This window comes from Streptomyces sp. YIM 121038 (genome assembly GCF_006088715.1).
Lineage (GTDB): Bacteria > Actinomycetota > Actinomycetes > Streptomycetales > Streptomycetaceae > Streptomyces.
Genome location: NZ_CP030771.1, coordinates 4,700,507 through 4,718,700, shown reverse-complemented (window position 1 = coordinate 4,718,700; position 18,194 = coordinate 4,700,507). Strand labels below are relative to the sequence as shown.

The window sequence follows — 18,194 nt, the reverse complement described above, 5'->3', positions numbered from 1 at the left end:
GCGGTCTACGGAAGCGCGGTCCGGAGCGGAAGCCGCGGTCCCCGGAACAGGGGAAACAGAGGGGAACAGCAAGAAGCCCGGTACCTGGGGCACCGGGCTTCTCCTTGTGGAGCGAACGACGAGGTTCGAACTCGCGACCTCAACCTTGGCAAGGTTGCGCTCTACCAACTGAGCTACGTTCGCATCTGCTCCCGACCGGCTTTCACCGATCGGTGCGAGCACCAGCCTACCGCACCCGGAAGGGTGGTCGGTGACCGATGTGGAGCGGGTGACAGGGATCGCACACTGCGCCTTCCCCCTGGAAGGGGGATGTTCTACTACTGAACTACACCCGCACGCTGCTGTGGGATTCGGCCTTTCGGCCTCGCCCCTCGGCGTGCTCCAGACTTTAGCTGATCACCAGGGGTGCCGCGCAAGTCGGCTGCACAGCACCCCTGTAGGCGGATCCGGCCGGGGACGGCGATGGGCCCGGCCGGAGCTCAGTTGGCGGCTTCGAAGGCCTCGTACACCTTCTTCGGGATGCGGCCCCTGGGCGGCACGTCGAGCTGGTGGGAGCGGGCCCAGGCGCGCACGGCGGCCGGGTCGGCCGTCACCGCCGTGTGCCGGTAGACCTTGCCGGACTTCGACTTCTTGCGGGCCGCCTGCAGGTAGGGGGCCAGCACCTTGCGAAGTTTCTCGGCATTGGTTTCGTTGAGGTCGATCTCGTACGACCTTCCGTCGAGACCGAAGGCGACCGTTTCCGCCGCTTCTGAGCCGTCGATGTCGTCATAGAGAGTGACCACGACACGCTGCGCCACGAATATCGGTCCTTTCGTGCGGCCGCACCGCATATGACATGCGCTGATGCCGACTGTCCGGCAGTTTTGGGACAAAGTATCGGCTATTGCCAATTCCTTTGTACAGGGCCGGGCAATGAAGCGGGAAGTCGGCTAAATCTCACCGCGTGTTCCGGGGGCGGGCCGTCCGGAATGCGGCCCCGGGGGGCACCTCAGCAGACTGTCCGGCGGGCGGTGTCCGGCGCAATGGTGAACTGTGATCTTTTCCGGGATTTTTCGCGCACGCACCGGGGGCGACACCCGGATGACCGGCCGGTCCATGAGTCGAAGTGACTGGCGTCACGTATGTTGCTACGAATCTACGCGGGTAGAATTTTTGTACGGGTAGTCTGAAGGAACCTGCTCAGCACCACGCCTGGCAGCACACGCAAGCACCACACACCGGGAGTGCCAGTGGCACGCGTCGTAGTCGACGTCATGCTCAAGCCGGAGATCCTCGACCCCCAGGGACAGGCGGTGCAGCGTGCACTGCCGCGCCTCGGATTCCAGGGCATCTCCGATGTACGTCAGGGAAAGCGCTTCGAACTCGAAGTGGACGGGCCGGTGGACGACGCCGCGCTCGCCCGTATCCACGAGATGGCGGAAACCTTCCTCGCCAACACCGTGATCGAGGACTTCGTCGTAAAGGTGGAAGCCACCGAGGCATCCGCGGGGGCCCAGAAGTGACTGCCCGAATCGGAGTCGTCACATTCCCGGGAACCCTGGACGACCGTGACACGCAGCGCGCCGTGCGCGTGGCGGGCGCGGAGGCGGTGCCGCTGTGGCACCGCGACAAGGACCTCAAGCAGGTCGACGCCGTGGTGCTGCCCGGCGGTTTCAGTTACGGCGACTATCTGCGGGCGGGCGCCATCTCGCGTTTCTCGCCCGTCATGGAGTCGGTCATCGACCAGGCCAGGGCCGGAATGCCGGTCCTCGGGATCTGCAACGGCTTCCAGGTCCTGACCGAGACGCACCTGCTCCCCGGCGCGATGCTGCGCAACAACCACCTGCACTTCATCTGCCGCGACCAGAAGCTGCGGGTCGAGTCGGCCCTGACCGCCTGGACCGCCGACTACGAGGCGGGCCAGGAGATCTCCATCCCGCTGAAGAACATCGACGGACGCTACGTCGCCGACGAGCGCACCCTCGACATGCTGGAGGCCGAGGGCCGCGTCGCCTTCCGCTATCTGGACGTGAACCCGAACGGCTCGCTGCGCGACATCGCGGGCATCACGAACGAGGCGGGCAACGTCGTCGGTCTCATGCCGCACCCCGAGCACGCGGTGGAGCCGCTGATCGGGACCGGCCGCACGGACGGCCTGGGGTTCTTCACCTCGATCCTGAAGAAGCTGGTGGACGCCCGATGACCCTCGACACCGTCAAGCACGCGGGGGAGACCCCCGAGACCGCGCTGCCCTGGGCCGAACTGGGCCTCAAGGAGGACGAGTACGCGCGCATCCGCGAGATCCTCGGCCGCCGCCCGACCGGTGCCGAGCTCGCCATGTACTCCGTCATGTGGTCCGAGCACTGCTCGTACAAGAGCAGCAAGGTCCATCTGAAGCAGTTCGGCGAGAAGGTCCCCGAGAACGACGCGATGCTCGTCGGCATCGGCGAGAACGCGGGCGTCGTCGACGTCGGCCAGGGCTACGCGGTCACCTTCAAGGTCGAGTCGCACAACCACCCCTCGTACATCGAGCCGTACCAGGGCGCCGCGACCGGCGTCGGCGGCATCGTGCGCGACATCCTCGCGATGGGCGCGCGCCCGGTCGCGGTCGTGGACCCGCTGCGCTTCGGCGCCGCCGACCACCCCGACACCAAGCGCGTCCTGCCCGGAGTGGTCGCGGGCATCGGCGGCTACGGCAACTGCCTGGGCCTGCCGAACATCGGCGGCGAGGCCGTCTTCGACGCCTGCTACCAGGGCAACCCGCTGGTCAACGCCGGCTGCATCGGCGTGATGAAGCACGAGGACATCCACCTGGCGAAGGCGTCCGGAGCGGGCAACAAGGTCATCCTGTACGGCGCCCGCACGGGCGGCGACGGCATCGGCGGCGTGTCCGTCCTGGCCTCGGAGACCTTCGAGTCCACCGGCCCCGCCAAGCGCCCGGCCGTGCAGGTCGGCGACCCCTTCCAGGAGAAGCTCCTCATCGAGTGCACCTTGGAGATCTTCAGGGAGAAGCTGGTCGACGGCATCCAGGACCTCGGCGGCGCCGGGCTCTCCTGCGCCACCAGCGAGCTGGCGTCCGCCGGTTCGGGCGGCATGCGCGTCGAGCTGGACACCGTGCCCCTGCGCGACGCGACGCTGTCTCCTGAGGAGATCCTCATGAGCGAGTCGCAGGAGCGCATGTGCGCGATCGTCGAGCCCGGCAAGGTCGACCGCTTCCTGGAGATCTGTGAGAAGTGGGACGTCATCGCGACCGTCATCGGTGAGGTGACGGACGGCGAGCGCCTGGAGATCTTCTGGCACGGCGAGCAGATCGTGGACGTCCCGCCGCGCACGGTCGCGCACGAGGGCCCGGTCTACCACCGCCCCTACGAGCGCCCCAGCTGGCAGGACGCCCTCCAGGCCGACGACGCGGGCAAGCTGCCGCGCCCGGCGACCGCCGAGGAGCTCAAGGACCAGGTCCTGAAGGTCGTGGCGTCCCCGAACCAGGCCTCCAAGGCGTGGATCACCGACCAGTACGACCGCTTCGTGCAGGGCAACACGGTGCTCGCCCAGCCCGAGGACGCGGGCATGGTCCGCATCGACGAGGAGACCAACCTCGGCGTCGCCATGGCCACCGACGGCAACGGCCGGTACGCGAAGCTCGACCCGTACGCGGGCGCGCAGCTCGCGCTCGCCGAGTCGTACCGCAACGTCGCGGCCTCCGGCGCCCGGCCGCTCGCCATCTCCAACTGCCTGAACTTCGGCTCCCCCGAGGACCCGGCCGTGATGTGGCAGTTCGCCGAGGCCACGCGCGGTCTGGCGGACGGCTGTCTGGCGCTGGGCACGCCGGTCACCGGCGGCAACGTCTCCCTGTACAACCAGACCGGCGAGACGGCGATCCACCCGACGCCCGTCGTGGCCGTGCTCGGCGTCATCGACGACGTCACGCGCCGCACGCCGATCGCGTTCAAGGAAGAGGGCCAGCTCCTCTACCTGCTCGGCGACACCGGCGAGGAGTTCGGCGGCTCGGCCTGGTCCCAGGTCGTCCACGACCACCTGGGCGGTCTGCCGCCCAAGGTCGACCTGGAGCGGGAGCGGCTGCTCGCCGAGATCCTGATCTCCGCCTCGCGCGACGGCATGATCGACGCCGCCCACGACCTGTCCGACGGCGGCCTCATCCAGGCGGTCGTGGAGTCCTGCCTGCGCGGTGGCAACGGCGCGCGGCTCGTCGTGCCCGACACGCTGTCCCATAGTGGCTCCGCCACGGGGGACGCGTTCACCTTCCTCCTCTCGGAGTCGGCGGGCCGCGCGGTCGTGTCCGTGCCGCGCAGCGAGGAGCTCCGCTTCACCGACATGTGCGGCGCCCGGGGGCTCCCGGCCACGCGCGTCGGTGTCGTGGACGGCGACGCCGTCGAGGTGCAGGGCCAGTTCTCGCTGTCCCTGAGCGAGCTGCGCGCGGCCCACACGGAGACGATCCCCGGGCTCTTCGCCTAGGACGACCTCCGGCCCCTCCTCGGGGCGACCGCTCGTCGAGCCCCCGCCCGGACCTGGTCCGGGCGGGGGCTCTGTCGTGTCCGGAACGTGCCCCGGTGGTCTGAAGTTGTTTGGAGTTACGTAATTACGTAATCTACGATCATGGAGCTTGAGGAACGCGTCGCCGAGCTCGAACGGCGCTTGGCGGCACTGGAGAGCGCGGACCGCGACCACGACAAGGCCGCGCCCGCCGTGAGCGAGAGCGACTTCTGGGCCCTCGAAGGCCTGAAGGCGCAGCTCGCCGAGCACGGCGCCGCCGACGGCGGCGTGCTGTACACGGGGGCGGTGCGGCTGCCGACCGGGGAGCGCTACGACTGGCAGACCGGCCAGTTCACCGAGGTGCTCCTCGACGGCGACTGGTCCGAGGCCGCCGACTCCTTCGCCGCGCTCGGCCACGCCGTGCGGCTGCGGCTGCTGCGCGAGGTCCTCGGCGGCCGCCGCACCGTCGCGGAGCTCGCCGCGCTCGACGGCGTCGGCACGACCGGCCAGATCTACCACCACCTGCGCCAGCTGACCGGCGCGGGCTGGCTGCACACCACGGCTCGCGGCCGCTACCAGGTGCCGGCGGACCGCGTGGTGCCGCTGCTCGTCTTCGTCGCGGCCGCCCGGCCCTGACCGCACCGCATCCGCCAGGGGGAAACCACCATGTCCATACGCAAGTCCGCCGCCGTGCTCCGCCGCCTCCTGTGGCTGGTCTTCTTCGCGCAGGTGACCGCGGGGTTCTTCGTCGACCTGCCGTACGACTACTGGCTGGGCTGGCTCCCGGCCGTGGCCGCCATCGGCATCGGCCTGCTGCTGGGGCGCACGGCGCGGCAGCAAACGGTCAGCGCCCCGCCGGCGCCCGTCGAGGTGGCGGCCCCGGTCACCGGCCGCTGGTCCGCGCTCAACAGCCCCGCCGACAAGGTGCCGAGCCACGGCACGCACGCCCTCGCCCAGACCTACGCCATCGACATCACGGCCGAGGGCGACGCGTCGGGCGAGCACGCGCGGCCCGGCTTCGCCTGGCTCTGGCCCGTGGTCCGGCGCGGCAGCGCCTTCCCCGCCTTCGGCGCCCCGCTGCTCGCCGTGGCCGACGCGACCGTGGTGCACGCGGAGGACCGCCAGCGCGACCACCTCAGCCGCAACTCGCTGCTCGGGCTCCTCTACTTCCTCTTCGTCGAGGGCACGGTGCGCGGCGCCGCCCCGCCCCGCCGCGTGATCGGCAACCACGTCGTCCTCGACCTGGGCGACGACGTCCACGCCGCGTACGCGCACGTGCGGCGCGGCTCCCTCACCGTGCGCGCCGGGGACCGGGTGCGCGAGGGCCAGGTGATCGGGCAGTGCGGGAACTCCGGCAACTCCACCGAGCCGCACGTGCACTTCCAGCTCATGGACGGCCCCGACATCGACACGGCGCGCGGCGTCCCGTTCCGCTGGCGCGGGATCGGGGTGCCCGCCAACAGGGAGGTCTTCACGGCGGAGGCGCCCGCGGCCGGTGCCTCCCCGAAGTCCCTGACCCGGTGAATCCCCGGCCCGCGCATCCCCGGCCCGGTGAATCCCTGACCCAGTACATCTTTGATCCCGGGCAAAAAACGTCCGCATACAATGCGGAGCATGGCACAGAGAGACGCGCTGGCCGCCGCTGAGGCGCCCCAGGCCCGTCGGCCCGGGCTGCGCGAGCGCAAGAAGCGACAGACCGCCGAGCGCATATGGCGGGCCGCGGTGGACCTCTTCATCGAGCGCGGCTTCGACAAGGTGTCCGTCGCCGAGATCGCCGAGGCCGCCGACGTATCGAAGATGACCGTCTTCAACTACTTCGGTACGAAGGAGGATCTGATCCTCGGGCCGATGGAGGAGCACGTCGCCGACGTCGCCGACGCGGTGCGCGGCCGTGCCCCCGGCGAGTCCGCCGTGGACGCCGTGCGCCGCCAGCTGCTCGGCGCGATCGCGGAGCGCTCCCCGGCCGTCGGCCTCAGCGACGACCGGCGCTCGCTGGAGACGCTGCGGCTCATCCTGGAGACCCCCGTCCTGCTCAAGCGGGCGCACGACTTCCACATGCGCGGCCAGACCCTGCTCGCCGAGGCGCTCGCCGAGGAGACCGTCGACTCGGTGCTCGCCCAGGTCGCCGCCGCGCAGCTCATCGGCGTACGCAACGCGGTCTGCTCGGACGCCATGCGCCGCCGCATGGCCGGGGAGCCGCTCGACGCGATCGCGGCGGACACCGAGCGCCATGCGCGGGCCGCCTTCGACCTCCTGGAAAAAGGCCTCAGCGGGTTCGCGGTCAAGGCTTAGGCTCCGGCTATGCCTCCGGCCAAGAAGCGCGCCCGCGCGTACGACGCGACGAAGATCCGCACCGCCGTCCTCACCCAGTTCGCGACCGTGCGGGAGGCGGTCGCGGGCCTCTCGGACGAGCAACTCGCCCGGCCCACCCGGCTCGGCGACTGGAGCGTGCGCGAACTGGCCGCGCATCTGACGATGGCGCTCGGCTCGGTCGCGCGCGCCCTGGCCGAGCCCGAGCCGGACCGGGCCGAGGTCACCCTTCAGAACTGGGCGTTCCAGACGTCGGCGGCGGCGGGCCGGGTCGACGAGGACGTCCGCGCCCTCGTGGACGGCCCCGCGGACCTCGACGCCCTGTTCGGCCAGGCCGCCGACCGGCTCGCGAAGGCGCTGCCCGACGCTCCCGGCAGCCGCCTCGTCCAGATGCGCTTCGGCGGCATGACCCTCGCCGACTTCCTGGTCACGCGCACCGTCGAACTCGTCGTGCACACCGACGACCTGAACGACGCCGTGCCCGGCCTCGACGTCCCGTACGACCGCCAGGCGCTGGCCGCCTGCACCCGGCTGCTCGCCGACACCCTGGCGCTCAAGGCCCCCGGCGGCGCGGTGGAGGTGCGGATTCCGCCGTACGCCGTGGTGCAGTGCGTCGAGGGCCCCCGGCACACCCGGGGCACCCCGCCCAACGTCGTCGAGACCGACCCGCTGACCTGGATCCGGCTCGCGACGGGGCGGACGACCTGGGCCGCCGCGCTCGACGCGGCGAAGGTCGGCGCGAGCGGGGAGCGGGCGGATCTGGGCGGGCTCCTGCCGCTCATGTCGTAGCGGACAGGGGGCCGCGGGAGCGTCGGGCGGCGGGGCTCGAAGACCGCGGGGCCCGTCGTGCGGCGGGCCCTGAGGACCGCGGGGCCGCCGGGCGGCGGGCCTCAAGGACCGTCGGCGCGAGGGGAACCGGTCCGCCCGTCGCTCCGTCACAGTGACATGTACAAGCAGCGCGTTACCCAGACCCTCACCGTCCTCTTCGCCGCAGGTCTGCTCGCTGCCTGCGGCTCGGAGTCCGGATCGAACGACTCCGAAAAACCCGCCAAGGCGGACTCCGGCTCCGGCGGATCCCAGGCGTCCCTGACCGGCGTGCGCTGGAACGTCGAGAGCCTCACCGTCGACGGCAAGAAGCAGAAGGCGCCGGACGACGTCTACGTACGACTCGGCGGAAAGGGCGGCACCGGCGGCAACTTCGGCTGCAACGGCTACGGCGCCGACGTCTCCGTGAAGGGCGACACCGTCCGCTTCAAGCCCGGCGTGCACACCGAGATGGCCTGCGAGGCGCTCGACTTCGAGAACAGCCTCGCCCGCGCCATCGACGGCACGCTCAAGGCCAGCGTCGACGACGACCGCCTCACCCTCACCAACGCCGACGGCGACCGGATCGCCCTGACCAGCAAGCCGGTGGCCCCCGGTGCCCCGCTCCAGGGCACCGTCTGGACCGTGGACTCCGTGGGCGAGGGCGACTCGGCGCGGCCCCTGCCGAAGCAGGTGGCGGGCAAGGCCCGGCTGGTCTTCGGCAAGGACGGCACCGTGCGCGGCAACCTCGGCTGCAACGACGTCACCGGCAAGGCCGAGTCGCGCGACGGCACCCTCGCCTTCGGCACGCCGAAGCTGACCCGCATGATGTGCACGGGCGCCAAGGCGAAGACCGAACGCGACCTGCTCAAGCTGTTCGAGGGCAAGACCCAGTACCAGGTCAAGAAGGACGGCCTCACGCTCACGGCGAAGGACGGCACGGTCGTGAGCGCGACCGCGACCGTCGACGCGAACGCCAAGAAGTAGCCCGGCACGAGCGCGCGCCGGACGGCCGGTCCACCCACCGCGCGTCCGCGCCGGACGGCCGGTCCACCGCGCGCCCGCGCCTTCGTGACGGCAGCCCTCACGCCGTCGGATACGGCAGCAGGCCCGCCTCCGTCCGCTCCCACGCCGTCCGCAGCTCCGCGAGGAGCGCGGGCTCCCGGAGCGCGAGGTCCGCCTGTTCCCGCTGGTCGCGGCCCAGGTGGAAGAGCTGGTCCGCGCCGCCCTTGCCGCGGTAGTACTTCCACGGCCCGCGCCGCAGCGCCCGCTCGCCGCGCACCCGCCAGAACAGGTCCCGCTCGCGCGGCTCGGTGCCGCGCAGCAGATACCCGGCGAGGCTCGTGCCGTCGAGCGGCCGGTCCCGCTCGGGCCGCGCCCCGGCGAGTTCGAGCAGCGTCGCCGTCCAGTCGGGCGTGTACACGGGCAGGTCGCTGACCTGCCCGCCGTCGATCCTGGCGGGCCAGCGCAGGATCGTCGGCACCCGGATGCCGCCCTCCCGCAGCGAGCCCTTGTTCCCGGACAGCGGCCAGTTGTAGGAGAAGCGCTCGCCGCCGTTGTCGGAGGCGAAGAAGACGAGGGTGTCGCGCTCCTGGCCGGACGTCTTCAGGGCGTGCAGCACGTGCCCGATCGACCGGTCCAGGTCCTGCACCATCTCCGTGTACTTGGCGATCGACCCGCCGTCCCGGTGCTGGAGGGCACCGCGGTCCCCGGCCTTGATGCGCCGCACGATCTCCGCGCTGACCTCGGTGTCGCCGTCGGCTATCCAGGGCCAGTGCGGGGTGGTGAAGTTGAGGTTGAGCAGCCACGGCCGGTCGTGGTCGCGCCGGACGTACTCGCTCGCCCGCTCGGTCAGGATCCGCGTGTAGTAGCGCAGGTCCTTGTAGGCCGCGTCGCCCTCGTACAGGTCGTACTCGCCGCCCAGGCCGAGCTTGGAGTAGTACTCCAGGGCCCCGCCGAAGTTCCCGAAGAACTCGTCCCAGCCCGACTTGGTGGGCGAGTAGTCCGGCAGATAGCCGCAGTGCCACTTGCCGATGAGCGCGGTCGCGTACCCGGCGCCGCGCAGCAGCGAGGCGAGCGTGGGGTGGGTGGGCTCCAGGCCCACCGACCTGTCGGCGATGGGCTCGGCGAGCCCGCCCTTCGTCCGCCCGGGGAAGCGCCCGGTGTACAGGCTGAAGCGGGTGGGGGAGCAGGTCGCGGAGCCGGAGTAGGCCTGGGTGAAGCGCACGCCCTGGCGGGCCAGGCGGTCCAGGTGCGGGGTTCTGATGTGCGGGGAGCCGTAGGACGACAGGTCGGCCCAGCCGAGGTCGTCGCCGAGGACGAAGAGGATGTTGGGCCGTCGTCCGGCCCGCCGGTCGCGCTCCTCGCGGGCGGCGAAGGGCCGCTCGGCGGGCGCGGCGACGGCCTCGCCCGCACCGATCCCGACGGCGGTGGCGGCGCCCGCCACACCTCCGGTGAAGGCGCGCCGGGACAGTGGAGCTCGGGGGCTCTCGTACGAAGACACAAAGGACTCCAGGGCGGGGAGGGCCCCCTGCGCGGGGGCGTGCGGATGCCCCCGTGGCGCGGGCGGCGGGCGCGGCCCGCGAGGGCGGAGGAGCGGCCCGTACAGGGCGGCGGGAGCGCGCCGGAGCGCGGGGGAAGCCGGCCGGCGGGGGCAGAAAGCACCCCGAAGTGACCCGAAGAGGGAACGTTTCAGCGTGACAAACGTCCCATGGGCCAGAGTGTCAAACCGCCCTGAAACGGGGCGAAATGGAAGTCCGGCTCAGAGGGCGCGACGACAGATCGCGCTCGCGACGCGGGCCAGATCGACATGGCGGCGCCACACGAGCGGGACCGTCAGCGGGTCACCGGAGGGCTGCATGGTTGAGGAGCCTCACGGAGTCCACAGAGGGCTGTCAACGCCCTGTCGTGCCTGTTCACGAGCCCTTCGCACGGCTGAAGCAACCCCGCCGACCAAAGATCGACAAGGGGGCCGCGGAGAGATCCTCACCCGGGCCGCTTGGCGGAACGTACATATTCGGCCGCGCCCCTCGGAGGCCCCGTAAAGCACCCGCCTACGCTCCGTACGGGACCCGTATCCCCAATTCGGACCAGTGGTCGATCTCGCCTACACTCGGTGCCGTGCCACGTGGTGACGGTCGACTCAATCACGATCTGCTCCCCGGCGAGAAAGGCCCCCAGGACGCTTGCGGCGTCTTCGGTGTCTGGGCTCCGGGCGAAGAGGTCGCAAAGCTCACGTACTTCGGGCTCTACGCCCTCCAGCATCGGGGCCAGGAATCCGCGGGAATCGCGGTCAGCAACGGCTCCCAGATCCTCGTCTTCAAGGACATGGGCCTGGTCTCCCAGGTCTTCGACGAAACTTCCCTCGGCTCCCTCCAAGGTCATATCGCGGTCGGACACGCCCGCTACTCGACCACCGGAGCCTCGGTGTGGGAGAACGCCCAGCCCACGTTCCGCGCCACGGCCCACGGCTCCATCGCCCTCGGCCACAACGGCAACCTCGTCAACACGGCCCGGCTCGCCGAGCTGGTCGCCGCCCTGCCGAAGGAGAACGGCCGCGCGACCCAGGTCGCCGCGACCAACGACACGGACCTGGTCACCGCGCTGCTCGCGGGCCAGACCGACGCCGACGGCAAGCCGCTGACCATAGAGGAAGCCGCGGCCGCGGTCCTGCCGCAGGTGCGGGGCGCCTTCAGCCTCGTCTTCATGGACGAGCACACGCTGTACGCCGCCCGTGACCCGCAGGGCATCCGCCCGCTGGTCCTCGGCCGTCTGGAGCGCGGCTGGGTCGTCGCCTCGGAGTCCGCCGCGCTCGACATCTGCGGCGCCAGCTTCGTCCGCGAGATCGAGCCCGGCGAGTTCGTCGCCATCGACGAGAACGGCCTGCGCACCTCGCGATTCGCGGAAGCGAAGCCCAAGGGCTGTGTCTTCGAGTATGTCTACCTGGCCCGCCCCGACACCGACATCGCGGGCCGCAACGTCTACCTCTCGCGCGTCGAGATGGGGCGGAAACTGGCCAAGGAAGCGCCGGTCGACGCGGACCTGGTCATAGCGACGCCCGAGTCCGGCACCCCCGCCGCGATCGGCTACGCGGAGGCCTCCGGCATCCCCTTCGGCGCCGGCCTCGTCAAGAACGCCTATGTCGGGCGGACCTTCATCCAGCCCTCCCAGACCATCCGCCAGCTGGGCATCCGGCTGAAGCTGAACCCCCTCAAGGAAGTCATCAAGGGCAAGCGCCTGGTGGTCGTCGACGACTCGATCGTCCGCGGCAACACCCAGCGCGCGCTGGTCAAGATGCTCCGCGAGGCGGGCGCCGCCGAGGTGCACATCCGCATCTCCTCGCCCCCCGTGAAGTGGCCCTGCTTCTTCGGCATCGACTTCGCGACCCGCGCCGAGCTGATCGCCAACGGCATGAGCGTGGACGAGATCGCCACGTCGCTCGGTGCCGACTCGCTCTCGTACATCTCCATCGACGGCATGATCGAGGCGACCACCATCGACAAGCCGGACCTGTGCCGCGCCTGCTTCGACGGCGAGTACCCGATGGAGCTGCCCGACCCCGAGCTGCTCGGCAAGCAGCTCCTGGAGACGGAGCTGGCCGCGGGCCCGGCGGCCACGGCCGCAGCCGACGCGATCCGTCGCCCCTGAGCCCCATCGTCAACCCCGAAAGATCCCAGGCAATGTCTGAGACAACTGCTGGTACTGGTGCCTCCTACGCCGCGGCGGGCGTCGACATCGAGGCGGGCGACCGCGCTGTCGAGCTCATGAAGGAGTGGGTCAAGAAGACCCAGCGTCCGGAGGTGGCGGGCCTCGGCGGCCTCGGCGGCTTCGCCGGGCTCTTCGACGCCTCCGCCCTCAAGCGCTTCGAGCGGCCGCTGCTCGCCTCCGCCACGGACGGGGTCGGCACCAAGGTCGACCTCGCCCGGCAGCTCGGCGTGTACGACACCATCGGCCACGACCTGGTCGCCATGGTCATGGACGACATCGTCGTGTGCGGCGCCGAGCCGCTGTTCATGACCGACTACATCTGCGTCGGCAAGGTCCACCCCGAGCGCGTCGCCGCCATCGTCAAGGGCATCGCCGAGGGCTGTGTGCTCGCGGGCTGTGCGCTCGTCGGCGGTGAGACGGCCGAACACCCGGGCCTGCTCGGCCCGGACGACTTCGACGTCGCGGGCGCGGGCACGGGCGCCGTGGAGGCCGACCGCCTGCTCGGCCCCGATCGCATCCGTAAGGGTGACGCGGTCATCGCCATGGCGTCCTCCGGGCTTCACTCCAACGGGTACTCGCTGGTCCGGCACGTGGTCTTCGACCGCGCGAAGATGACCCTGGACCAGCAGGTCGAGGAGTTCGGCCGCACGCTCGGCGAGGAGCTCCTGGAGCCCACCAAGATCTACTCGCTGGACTGTCTGGCGCTGACCCGCACCACCGACGTGCACGCGTTCAGCCACGTCACCGGCGGCGGCCTCGCGGCGAACCTGGCCCGGGTGATCCCGGACGGCCTGCACGCCACCGTCGACCGCTCCACCTGGGCGCCGGGCGCCGTCTTCGACCTCGTCGGCAAGGCGGGGCAGGTCGAGCGCCTGGAGCTGGAGAAGACCCTGAACATGGGCGTCGGCATGATCGCCGTCGTGCCCGAGGACTCGGTCGACGTGGCCCTGGCGACGCTCGCCGACCGCGGCGTCGAGTCCTGGGTCGCGGGCGAGATCACCGACCGCGGCGATCACGCCGCGGGAGCCGAGCTCATCGGCGACTACGCCAAGTAATCCCCGCCCGCACAGCGCCCGCACAGCACGAAACCCGGTCCGGCAAGCTGCCCGGACCGGGTGAAGTGCGTTGTCGCGCTGTCCGCGAGAGGTGCGGACGTTACCGCGCGAAGAACCGAACTACGAGGTCAAGCGCCGCGGCGCTGCTGCGACGGGCCGGACTCGTCCGCGTCCTCGTCGTCATCGTCGTCGGTGTTGTACAGATCCGCGTACTGCGCGTACGGGTCTTCGTCGTCCTCGTCCTCGAACGGCTCGCCATTCGGCGGCTGCTGCGAAGTCGAAGCGCCCAGCTCATTGGCCAGACGCGACAGGTCAGTCCCGCCGCTGTTGTACTTCAGCTGGCGGGCGACCTTTGTCTGCTTGGCCTTGGCCCGGCCGCGCCCCATGGCTCGACCCCCTCGGTATCGGGGCTCATGGCCCCAGAGTCTTGACACGCGTTCATGATCCGGAACGGGCTCTCCGTGGAGAGACCGGTCCGTAGGGCTTCCACGGTACCTGTTCCTGCGGCCATACGGTACGTCGCCCGCAGGACGCGCCTGGGCGCACGACCGGCAAGGAGCCCTTTCCTCGCTGGTCAGCTGCGATTTTAACCTCTTCTTGGCGGGCGACCCGCCGACGGGCGTGAGTCTTCTCTCCCGATGACGCCGGCGGGCCCCGAGGAGGGCCTTGTCAGGGCCCAATCAGGCCGTTCTGGAGGCCGTATTCAGTTGTCCCCGGGCTTCGGCGGGCTGCGTTCCGCCATCATTCGGACACGTTCCGCAGCCTTTCGCCCGGTACGCGTCAGCCGCGACGGGCCTCCGCGATGCGCTGCTCGGCGATCCTGTCGGCCGCCGCGGCGGGCGGTATGCCGTCCGCCTTCGCGCGCGCGAAGATGGCGAGCGTGGTGTCGTAGATCTTCGAGGCCTTCGCCTTGCAGCGGTCGAAGTCGAAGCCGTGCAGCTCGTCGGCGACCTGGATCACGCCGCCCGCGTTCACCACGTAGTCCGGGGCGTAGAGGATGCCGCGGTCGGCGAGGTCCTTCTCGACGCCGGGGTGCGCGAGCTGGTTGTTGGCCGCGCCGCACACCACCCGGGCGGTGAGGACCGGCACGGTGTCGTCGTTCAGGGCGCCGCCGAGCGCGCACGGCGCGTACACGTCGAGGCCCTCCGTGCGGATCAGGGCCTCGGTGTCCGCGACCGAGGAGACCTGCGGGTACTTGTCCGTGATGCGGCGCACGGAGTCCGCGCGCACGTCCGTGATCACGACCTCGGCGCCGTCCTCGACGAGGTGCTCGACGAGGATGTGCCCGACCTTGCCGACGCCCGCGACGCCGACCTTGCGGCCGCGCAGCGTGGGCTGGCCCCACAGGGTCTCGGCGGACGCCCGCATGCCCTGGAAGACGCCGAAGGCGGTCAGCACCGAGGAGTCGCCCGCGCCGCCGTTCTCGGGCGAGCGGCCGGTCGTCCAGCGGCTCTCGCGCGCCACGACGTCCATGTCCGCCACGTACGTGCCGACGTCGCAGGCCGTCACGTAGCGGCCGCCGAGGGAGGCCACGAAGCGGCCGTAGGCGAGGAGCAGCTCCTCGCTCTTGATCTTGTCCGGGTCGCCGATGATGACGGCCTTGCCCCCGCCGTGGTCGAGCCCGGCCATGGCGTTCTTGTACGACATCCCGCGCGCGAGGTTCAGCGCGTCGGCGACGGCCGCCTCCTCGGTGGCGTAGGGGTAGAAGCGCGTGCCGCCGAGGGCGGGGCCCAGGGCGGTGGAGTGGATGGCGATGACGGCCTTCAGTCCGCTGGCGCGGTCCTGGCAGAGCACGACCTGCTCATGACCCCCCTGGTCCGACTGGAACAGGGTGTGCAGGACGCCGTCGGTTACATCGGTCACGGTGGTGACTCCCGGATACATAGCGGCGGTTGGACGGGTGCCCGTGCGGGTGGCGGGTCCCGTTGTGGCATGAGAGTAGAGCCTTGCGGGGCCCCGCCGCCGCACGGAGGTCGGCAAGACTCTGTCCCCTCTTCACGGGGGTCACTCTCCCGGGCTGCGAGACGGAGTACGGCGGTGTTCGGCCATGGCACGATTTGCAGTGTTTTCCAGCCGGTGGGCGGGGGAGGGGGGAGCCGTGCCCAAGGTGTCCTCGGTGGTCGTCCCGTATGCGTCGTACCTGCGCGTGTACGAGCCCCTCGCCGCCTTCCCCGAGCCCGAGCGCACCCACTGGGCGCGCTACGCACGCCGCCCGGAGCGGCCCTCCTACCAGGACGAACTGCGGGCCTCCCTGGCGGATCTGGCGCCCACGCCGCCGATCCCGGTGCCGGTGCACGAGAGCCGGGAGGCCTTCGTGGTCGAGGCGGACGGCGTGGTGTGCGTCTGCCCCTGGCGCACCCGGCTGCGCGGCTGGCAGGCCCTCGACGAGCTGTCCGGGCTGCTGCCCGCGCCGGTCCTCGACGCGGTCATCCCGCCGGTGGTGCGCCGGCAGGCGGCCGCGGACTACGAGGCCTGGCTGGCGCGCAACCCCGACGCGCGCCCCTGGATCCGCACGGCGACCTGGCACGTCCCGCTGAACTGGTTCGTGCTCGTCGCGGACGAGGAGCGCTTCTACGACACGGCGTACGCCGACGCGGCCGACGGGGGCGAACCGCCCGTGGCGGCGGCGCCCGTGCTGCGCTACCGCACGCCGATGGTGCAGGCGAGGCGCCGGGTCGCGCGCGGCCTGAAGGCGCTGCGGAACGCCATGGACGAGGGGCCGCTCATCGACGGCCTGGTGGACGTGGGCCGGTGGCTCGAGGAGTTCCATCCGCGCTCGCTCGTGGAGCTGGACTACGGCGGCCTGGTGCACACGCTGTCGGCGGAGACGCTCGACGAGGACCACTCGGCGGCGGACGTGGCCGCGGGCATCGAGGCGCTGCGCGACGGAGACGGCGTGGGCGCGGGCGAGGCGTACGCGCGGCTCGTCGAGCGGTGGCGCGCGGTCCGGGAGCGGCAGTTCTCGAACTGACGTCGTCTTCTTGACGAAGCCGTAACACCGAGCCGGTGGTTTTCCCCTGGAAGTAGTGCATCCTGGGCTTTCCCCTGTCCCGGCGCCGGGACGTAGGTCCCGATCCGGGCCTTTGCCTCAAGCGTGATGGACCGCACTTAACTGACCCTTGCGCCGATCAGCCTTCCTCATGCCAAAATAGGACAAGGAGTCCGGACAGGGCTCCTTCCGTCCAACTGCGGGCGGAATGCTCGGCATTGCGCGCTATGGGGGGTCTGTTGACTCCTGATCGCTCTGTGACTGATCGTCACTGTGGCGTGACTGTCCGCTATGGCATGGTCCATCGGCTTCCGTCGCTGATGGACACCTGGGAGGGCAATTCCATCGGTTTGGCCGACGCGGCTGGACGGATGGTGTAGTTGTAGTGCCGAGGACAAGCCGTTCGTCCTATAACCGACTCGACTCGCGTCCGCCATTTCGGGCAACGCGGGTCAAGGTGCAGAATTTAGAGGAATGAACCGAGAAGGTTCGGTTCTCCCGAGGAGGCCGCTCATGACCGCTCGCACCCCTGATGCCGAGCCGCTGCTGACCCCGGCTGAGGTTGCCACGATGTTCCGCGTCGACCCCAAGACGGTCACGCGCTGGGCCAAGGCTGGCAAGCTCACGTCGATTCGCACGCTCGGCGGGCACCGCCGTTACCGCGAGGCCGAGGTCCGCGCACTGCTCGCGGGCATTCCGCAGCAGCGCAGCGAGGCCTGACGCAGGGCGTTATCGCAGCAAGAAGTGCACATCGGACGAAGAGCACCATCGCTGCCGGGTCCCCCAACCCGGCCGTACCGTCCGACCCATAGCTCCACACGACGCGGGTCCTGCCCCAACGGGGCCCCTGCCTGAGCCACTTGGGTGCGTCGTCGATCGCGCTGGACTCCGCCGGGTCCAGCGCGATCTTTTTTGTGCCCGGACTCCCGTGCCGGGGCCGCTCGTCCTACACGCTCTCCCAGGCTTCAACAAGGCGGCTCACAGGCGCTCAACAGCGCGCATCGTGAGGCTCTGCCCGTAGGTGCAATTGCACATATTAGATTGACCTGTTGTAGGGCGGGTGTAAGTTCAACGGTTTCTGAAACTCATTCGGTGACTACCGTCACACGCGCCGTGGCTTGTTGCTCCTGCCGCCCTTGCGCTAATGGGGCGTAGCGCCCGGACGGGGCGAACGCCCCCGCCCCTCACGGGGCGGACGCGCCCGCTTCCGTGGCTCTCAGCTTCCCACCGCGGAGGTGCCGCTCGCGGCGGCTTTGGTCATGCCTTGGGGGGACTTTCGTCCTCGCATTGCTCCGGGCGCCCTTCACCGGCCTCGGGCGCCTCTGTGGCCTCGTGGGCGTCGTCGGCGGGCTCCATGGCGAGACGGAGCAGCCGGTGGCAGATGGGGCAGTGCCGGGTCACGTGGCGGTAGCTCGACGCCGCGGCGAGATGGGCGCGCAGCAGGGCGCGCGTCTCGTGGCGAGCGGATGCGGGGACTGGCGTCATGCGTCACCTCCTGGGGGCGTGGCCGCCCCTGGGCCCCTGGGTCCTGCTGATTGGGGTACCGGCGGAATGTGACGCCGTCAAGGAGGCGAGTGCGGGAACGGGCCGTGGGCCTTGGGCGGGGCATCGCCCTGCGGGCTCGTCCTCGGGCGCCGGACCGGCCGGATCGTCGCCCTACGGGCTCGTCCTCAAACGCCGGACGGGCTCGAAGCTCCTGCTCGCCGCCGTCCGTGCACGCGAAAGCGGGCCGCATCCAGAGGATGCGGCCCGCTCTACTTGCGGTCCTGACGGGATTTGAACCCGCGGCCTCCACCTTGACAGGGTGGCGAGCACTCCAAACTGCTCCACAGGACCAGGTTTCGCGGCGCCTGTACTGC

At 70.7% G+C, this 18,194-nt stretch carries 17 protein-coding genes and 3 tRNA genes; 12 read left to right on the top strand and 8 right to left on the bottom strand.

Features of this window, described 5'->3' with window-relative positions; all coding sequences use genetic code 11:
* Nucleotides 1-107: 107 nt before the first annotated feature.
* The 3 genes from C9F11_RS19825 to C9F11_RS19815 form a co-directional block, all read right to left on the bottom strand.
* Nucleotides 108-183: transfer RNA gene (locus tag C9F11_RS19825), tRNA-Gly, on the bottom strand.
* 77 nt (nt 184-260) lie between these two features.
* Nucleotides 261-335, bottom strand: a tRNA-Gly gene (locus C9F11_RS19820).
* 144 nt (nt 336-479) lie between these two features.
* Nucleotides 480-797 carry an Lsr2 family protein gene (locus C9F11_RS19815; RefSeq protein WP_030685668.1) on the bottom strand — a complete coding sequence of 106 codons (318 nt, stop codon included), beginning with the start codon at nt 795-797 and terminating at the stop codon, nt 480-482.
* Between the two features lie 432 nt (nt 798-1,229).
* Here C9F11_RS19815 and purS point away from each other — a divergent pair, with 432 nt between their 5' ends.
* The 8 genes from purS (at nt 1,230) to C9F11_RS19775 (ending at nt 8,571) form a co-directional block, all read left to right on the top strand.
* Nucleotides 1,230-1,502: a phosphoribosylformylglycinamidine synthase subunit PurS gene (gene purS / locus C9F11_RS19810; RefSeq protein ID WP_138960542.1), complete on the top strand. Its 273-nt coding sequence runs from the start codon at nt 1,230-1,232 to the stop codon at nt 1,500-1,502.
* Nucleotides 1,499-2,182 (top strand): phosphoribosylformylglycinamidine synthase subunit PurQ, encoded by a 684-nt coding sequence (gene purQ, locus C9F11_RS19805; RefSeq protein WP_138960541.1) that lies wholly within the window; start codon nt 1,499-1,501, stop codon nt 2,180-2,182. Before purS ends, purQ begins: the two co-directional genes overlap by 4 nt.
* A complete protein-coding gene (gene purL, locus C9F11_RS19800) occupies nt 2,179-4,452 on the top strand; it encodes a phosphoribosylformylglycinamidine synthase subunit PurL (RefSeq protein WP_138960540.1) in 2,274 nt (757 codons plus the stop codon). Before purQ ends, purL begins: the two co-directional genes overlap by 4 nt.
* Before the next feature lie 141 nt (nt 4,453-4,593).
* Entirely contained in the window at nt 4,594-5,106 is a 513-nt protein-coding gene (locus C9F11_RS19795) for a helix-turn-helix domain-containing protein (RefSeq protein ID WP_138960539.1), read from the top strand.
* A 30-nt stretch (nt 5,107-5,136) separates the two neighbouring features.
* Complete coding sequence (locus tag C9F11_RS19790; RefSeq protein ID WP_138960538.1) at nt 5,137-5,994, top strand: M23 family metallopeptidase; 858 nt, start codon at nt 5,137-5,139, stop codon at nt 5,992-5,994.
* A gap of 90 nt (nt 5,995-6,084) precedes the next feature.
* Nucleotides 6,085-6,762: a TetR/AcrR family transcriptional regulator gene (locus tag C9F11_RS19785; protein WP_138960537.1), complete on the top strand. Its 678-nt coding sequence runs from the start codon at nt 6,085-6,087 to the stop codon at nt 6,760-6,762.
* 9 nt (nt 6,763-6,771) lie between these two features.
* Nucleotides 6,772-7,569, top strand: coding sequence for a maleylpyruvate isomerase family mycothiol-dependent enzyme (locus tag C9F11_RS19780; protein WP_138960536.1), 798 nt, complete (start codon nt 6,772-6,774; stop codon nt 7,567-7,569).
* 156 nt (nt 7,570-7,725) lie between these two features.
* Complete coding sequence (locus tag C9F11_RS19775) at nt 7,726-8,571, top strand: META domain-containing protein (RefSeq protein ID WP_138960535.1); 846 nt, start codon at nt 7,726-7,728, stop codon at nt 8,569-8,571.
* A 97-nt stretch (nt 8,572-8,668) separates the two neighbouring features.
* On the opposite strand, the gene C9F11_RS19770 is transcribed toward C9F11_RS19775, so the two are convergent.
* Nucleotides 8,669-10,087, bottom strand: a complete 1,419-nt coding sequence (locus C9F11_RS19770; RefSeq protein WP_249401796.1) for a sulfatase-like hydrolase/transferase — start codon at nt 10,085-10,087, stop codon at nt 8,669-8,671.
* A gap of 617 nt (nt 10,088-10,704) precedes the next feature.
* Here C9F11_RS19770 and purF point away from each other — a divergent pair.
* Both purF and purM read left to right on the top strand, forming a co-directional pair.
* Nucleotides 10,705-12,231: an amidophosphoribosyltransferase gene (purF, locus tag C9F11_RS19765; protein ID WP_138960533.1), complete on the top strand. Its 1,527-nt coding sequence runs from the start codon at nt 10,705-10,707 to the stop codon at nt 12,229-12,231.
* Between the two features lie 32 nt (nt 12,232-12,263).
* The gene (purM, locus tag C9F11_RS19760; RefSeq protein ID WP_138960532.1) at nt 12,264-13,346 is read left to right on the top strand and encodes a phosphoribosylformylglycinamidine cyclo-ligase; all 1,083 of its coding nucleotides are present in this window, start codon (nt 12,264-12,266) and stop codon (nt 13,344-13,346) included.
* A gap of 128 nt (nt 13,347-13,474) precedes the next feature.
* On the opposite strand, the gene C9F11_RS19755 is transcribed toward purM, so the two are convergent.
* Entirely contained in the window at nt 13,475-13,732 is a 258-nt protein-coding gene (locus C9F11_RS19755; protein WP_138960531.1) for a DUF3073 domain-containing protein, read from the bottom strand.
* 394 nt (nt 13,733-14,126) lie between these two features.
* Complete coding sequence (locus C9F11_RS19750) at nt 14,127-15,209, bottom strand: Glu/Leu/Phe/Val dehydrogenase dimerization domain-containing protein (RefSeq protein WP_138960530.1); 1,083 nt, start codon at nt 15,207-15,209, stop codon at nt 14,127-14,129.
* A gap of 235 nt (nt 15,210-15,444) precedes the next feature.
* Between C9F11_RS19750 and C9F11_RS19745 the strand changes: the two genes are divergently transcribed.
* Together C9F11_RS19745 and bldC are read left to right on the top strand one after the other, a co-directional pair.
* Nucleotides 15,445-16,317 carry a hypothetical protein gene (locus C9F11_RS19745; RefSeq protein ID WP_138960529.1) on the top strand — a complete coding sequence of 291 codons (873 nt, stop codon included), beginning with the start codon at nt 15,445-15,447 and terminating at the stop codon, nt 16,315-16,317.
* Between the two features lie 531 nt (nt 16,318-16,848).
* The gene (bldC, locus tag C9F11_RS19740) at nt 16,849-17,055 is read left to right on the top strand and encodes a developmental transcriptional regulator BldC (RefSeq protein ID WP_003949541.1); all 207 of its coding nucleotides are present in this window, start codon (nt 16,849-16,851) and stop codon (nt 17,053-17,055) included.
* Between the two features lie 537 nt (nt 17,056-17,592).
* On the opposite strand, the gene C9F11_RS19735 is transcribed toward bldC, so the two are convergent.
* Nucleotides 17,593-17,820, bottom strand: a complete 228-nt coding sequence (locus C9F11_RS19735) for a DUF6274 family protein (RefSeq protein ID WP_138960528.1) — start codon at nt 17,818-17,820, stop codon at nt 17,593-17,595.
* 276 nt (nt 17,821-18,096) lie between these two features.
* Nucleotides 18,097-18,171: transfer RNA gene (locus C9F11_RS19730), tRNA-Asp, on the bottom strand.
* Between the last annotated feature and the right edge of the window lie 23 nt (nt 18,172-18,194).

What these genes read in the sequence shown, in the direction of transcription:
- C9F11_RS19735 (WP_138960528.1), bottom strand. Translation starts at nt 17,820, where the DNA reads ATGACGCCAGTCCCCGCATCCGCTCGCCACGAGACGCGCGCCCTGCTG.
- purL (WP_138960540.1), top strand. Translation starts at nt 2,179, where the DNA reads ATGACCCTCGACACCGTCAAGCACGCGGGGGAGACCCCCGAGACCGCG.
- C9F11_RS19785 (WP_138960537.1), top strand. Translation starts at nt 6,085, where the DNA reads ATGGCACAGAGAGACGCGCTGGCCGCCGCTGAGGCGCCCCAGGCCCGT.
- purM (WP_138960532.1), top strand. Translation starts at nt 12,264, where the DNA reads ATGTCTGAGACAACTGCTGGTACTGGTGCCTCCTACGCCGCGGCGGGC.
- C9F11_RS19775 (WP_138960535.1), top strand. Translation starts at nt 7,726, where the DNA reads ATGTACAAGCAGCGCGTTACCCAGACCCTCACCGTCCTCTTCGCCGCA.
- C9F11_RS19795 (WP_138960539.1), top strand. Translation starts at nt 4,594, where the DNA reads ATGGAGCTTGAGGAACGCGTCGCCGAGCTCGAACGGCGCTTGGCGGCA.
- C9F11_RS19780 (WP_138960536.1), top strand. Translation starts at nt 6,772, where the DNA reads ATGCCTCCGGCCAAGAAGCGCGCCCGCGCGTACGACGCGACGAAGATC.
- bldC (WP_003949541.1), top strand. Translation starts at nt 16,849, where the DNA reads ATGACCGCTCGCACCCCTGATGCCGAGCCGCTGCTGACCCCGGCTGAG.
- C9F11_RS19755 (WP_138960531.1), bottom strand. Translation starts at nt 13,732, where the DNA reads ATGGGGCGCGGCCGGGCCAAGGCCAAGCAGACAAAGGTCGCCCGCCAG.
- C9F11_RS19790 (WP_138960538.1), top strand. Translation starts at nt 5,137, where the DNA reads ATGTCCATACGCAAGTCCGCCGCCGTGCTCCGCCGCCTCCTGTGGCTG.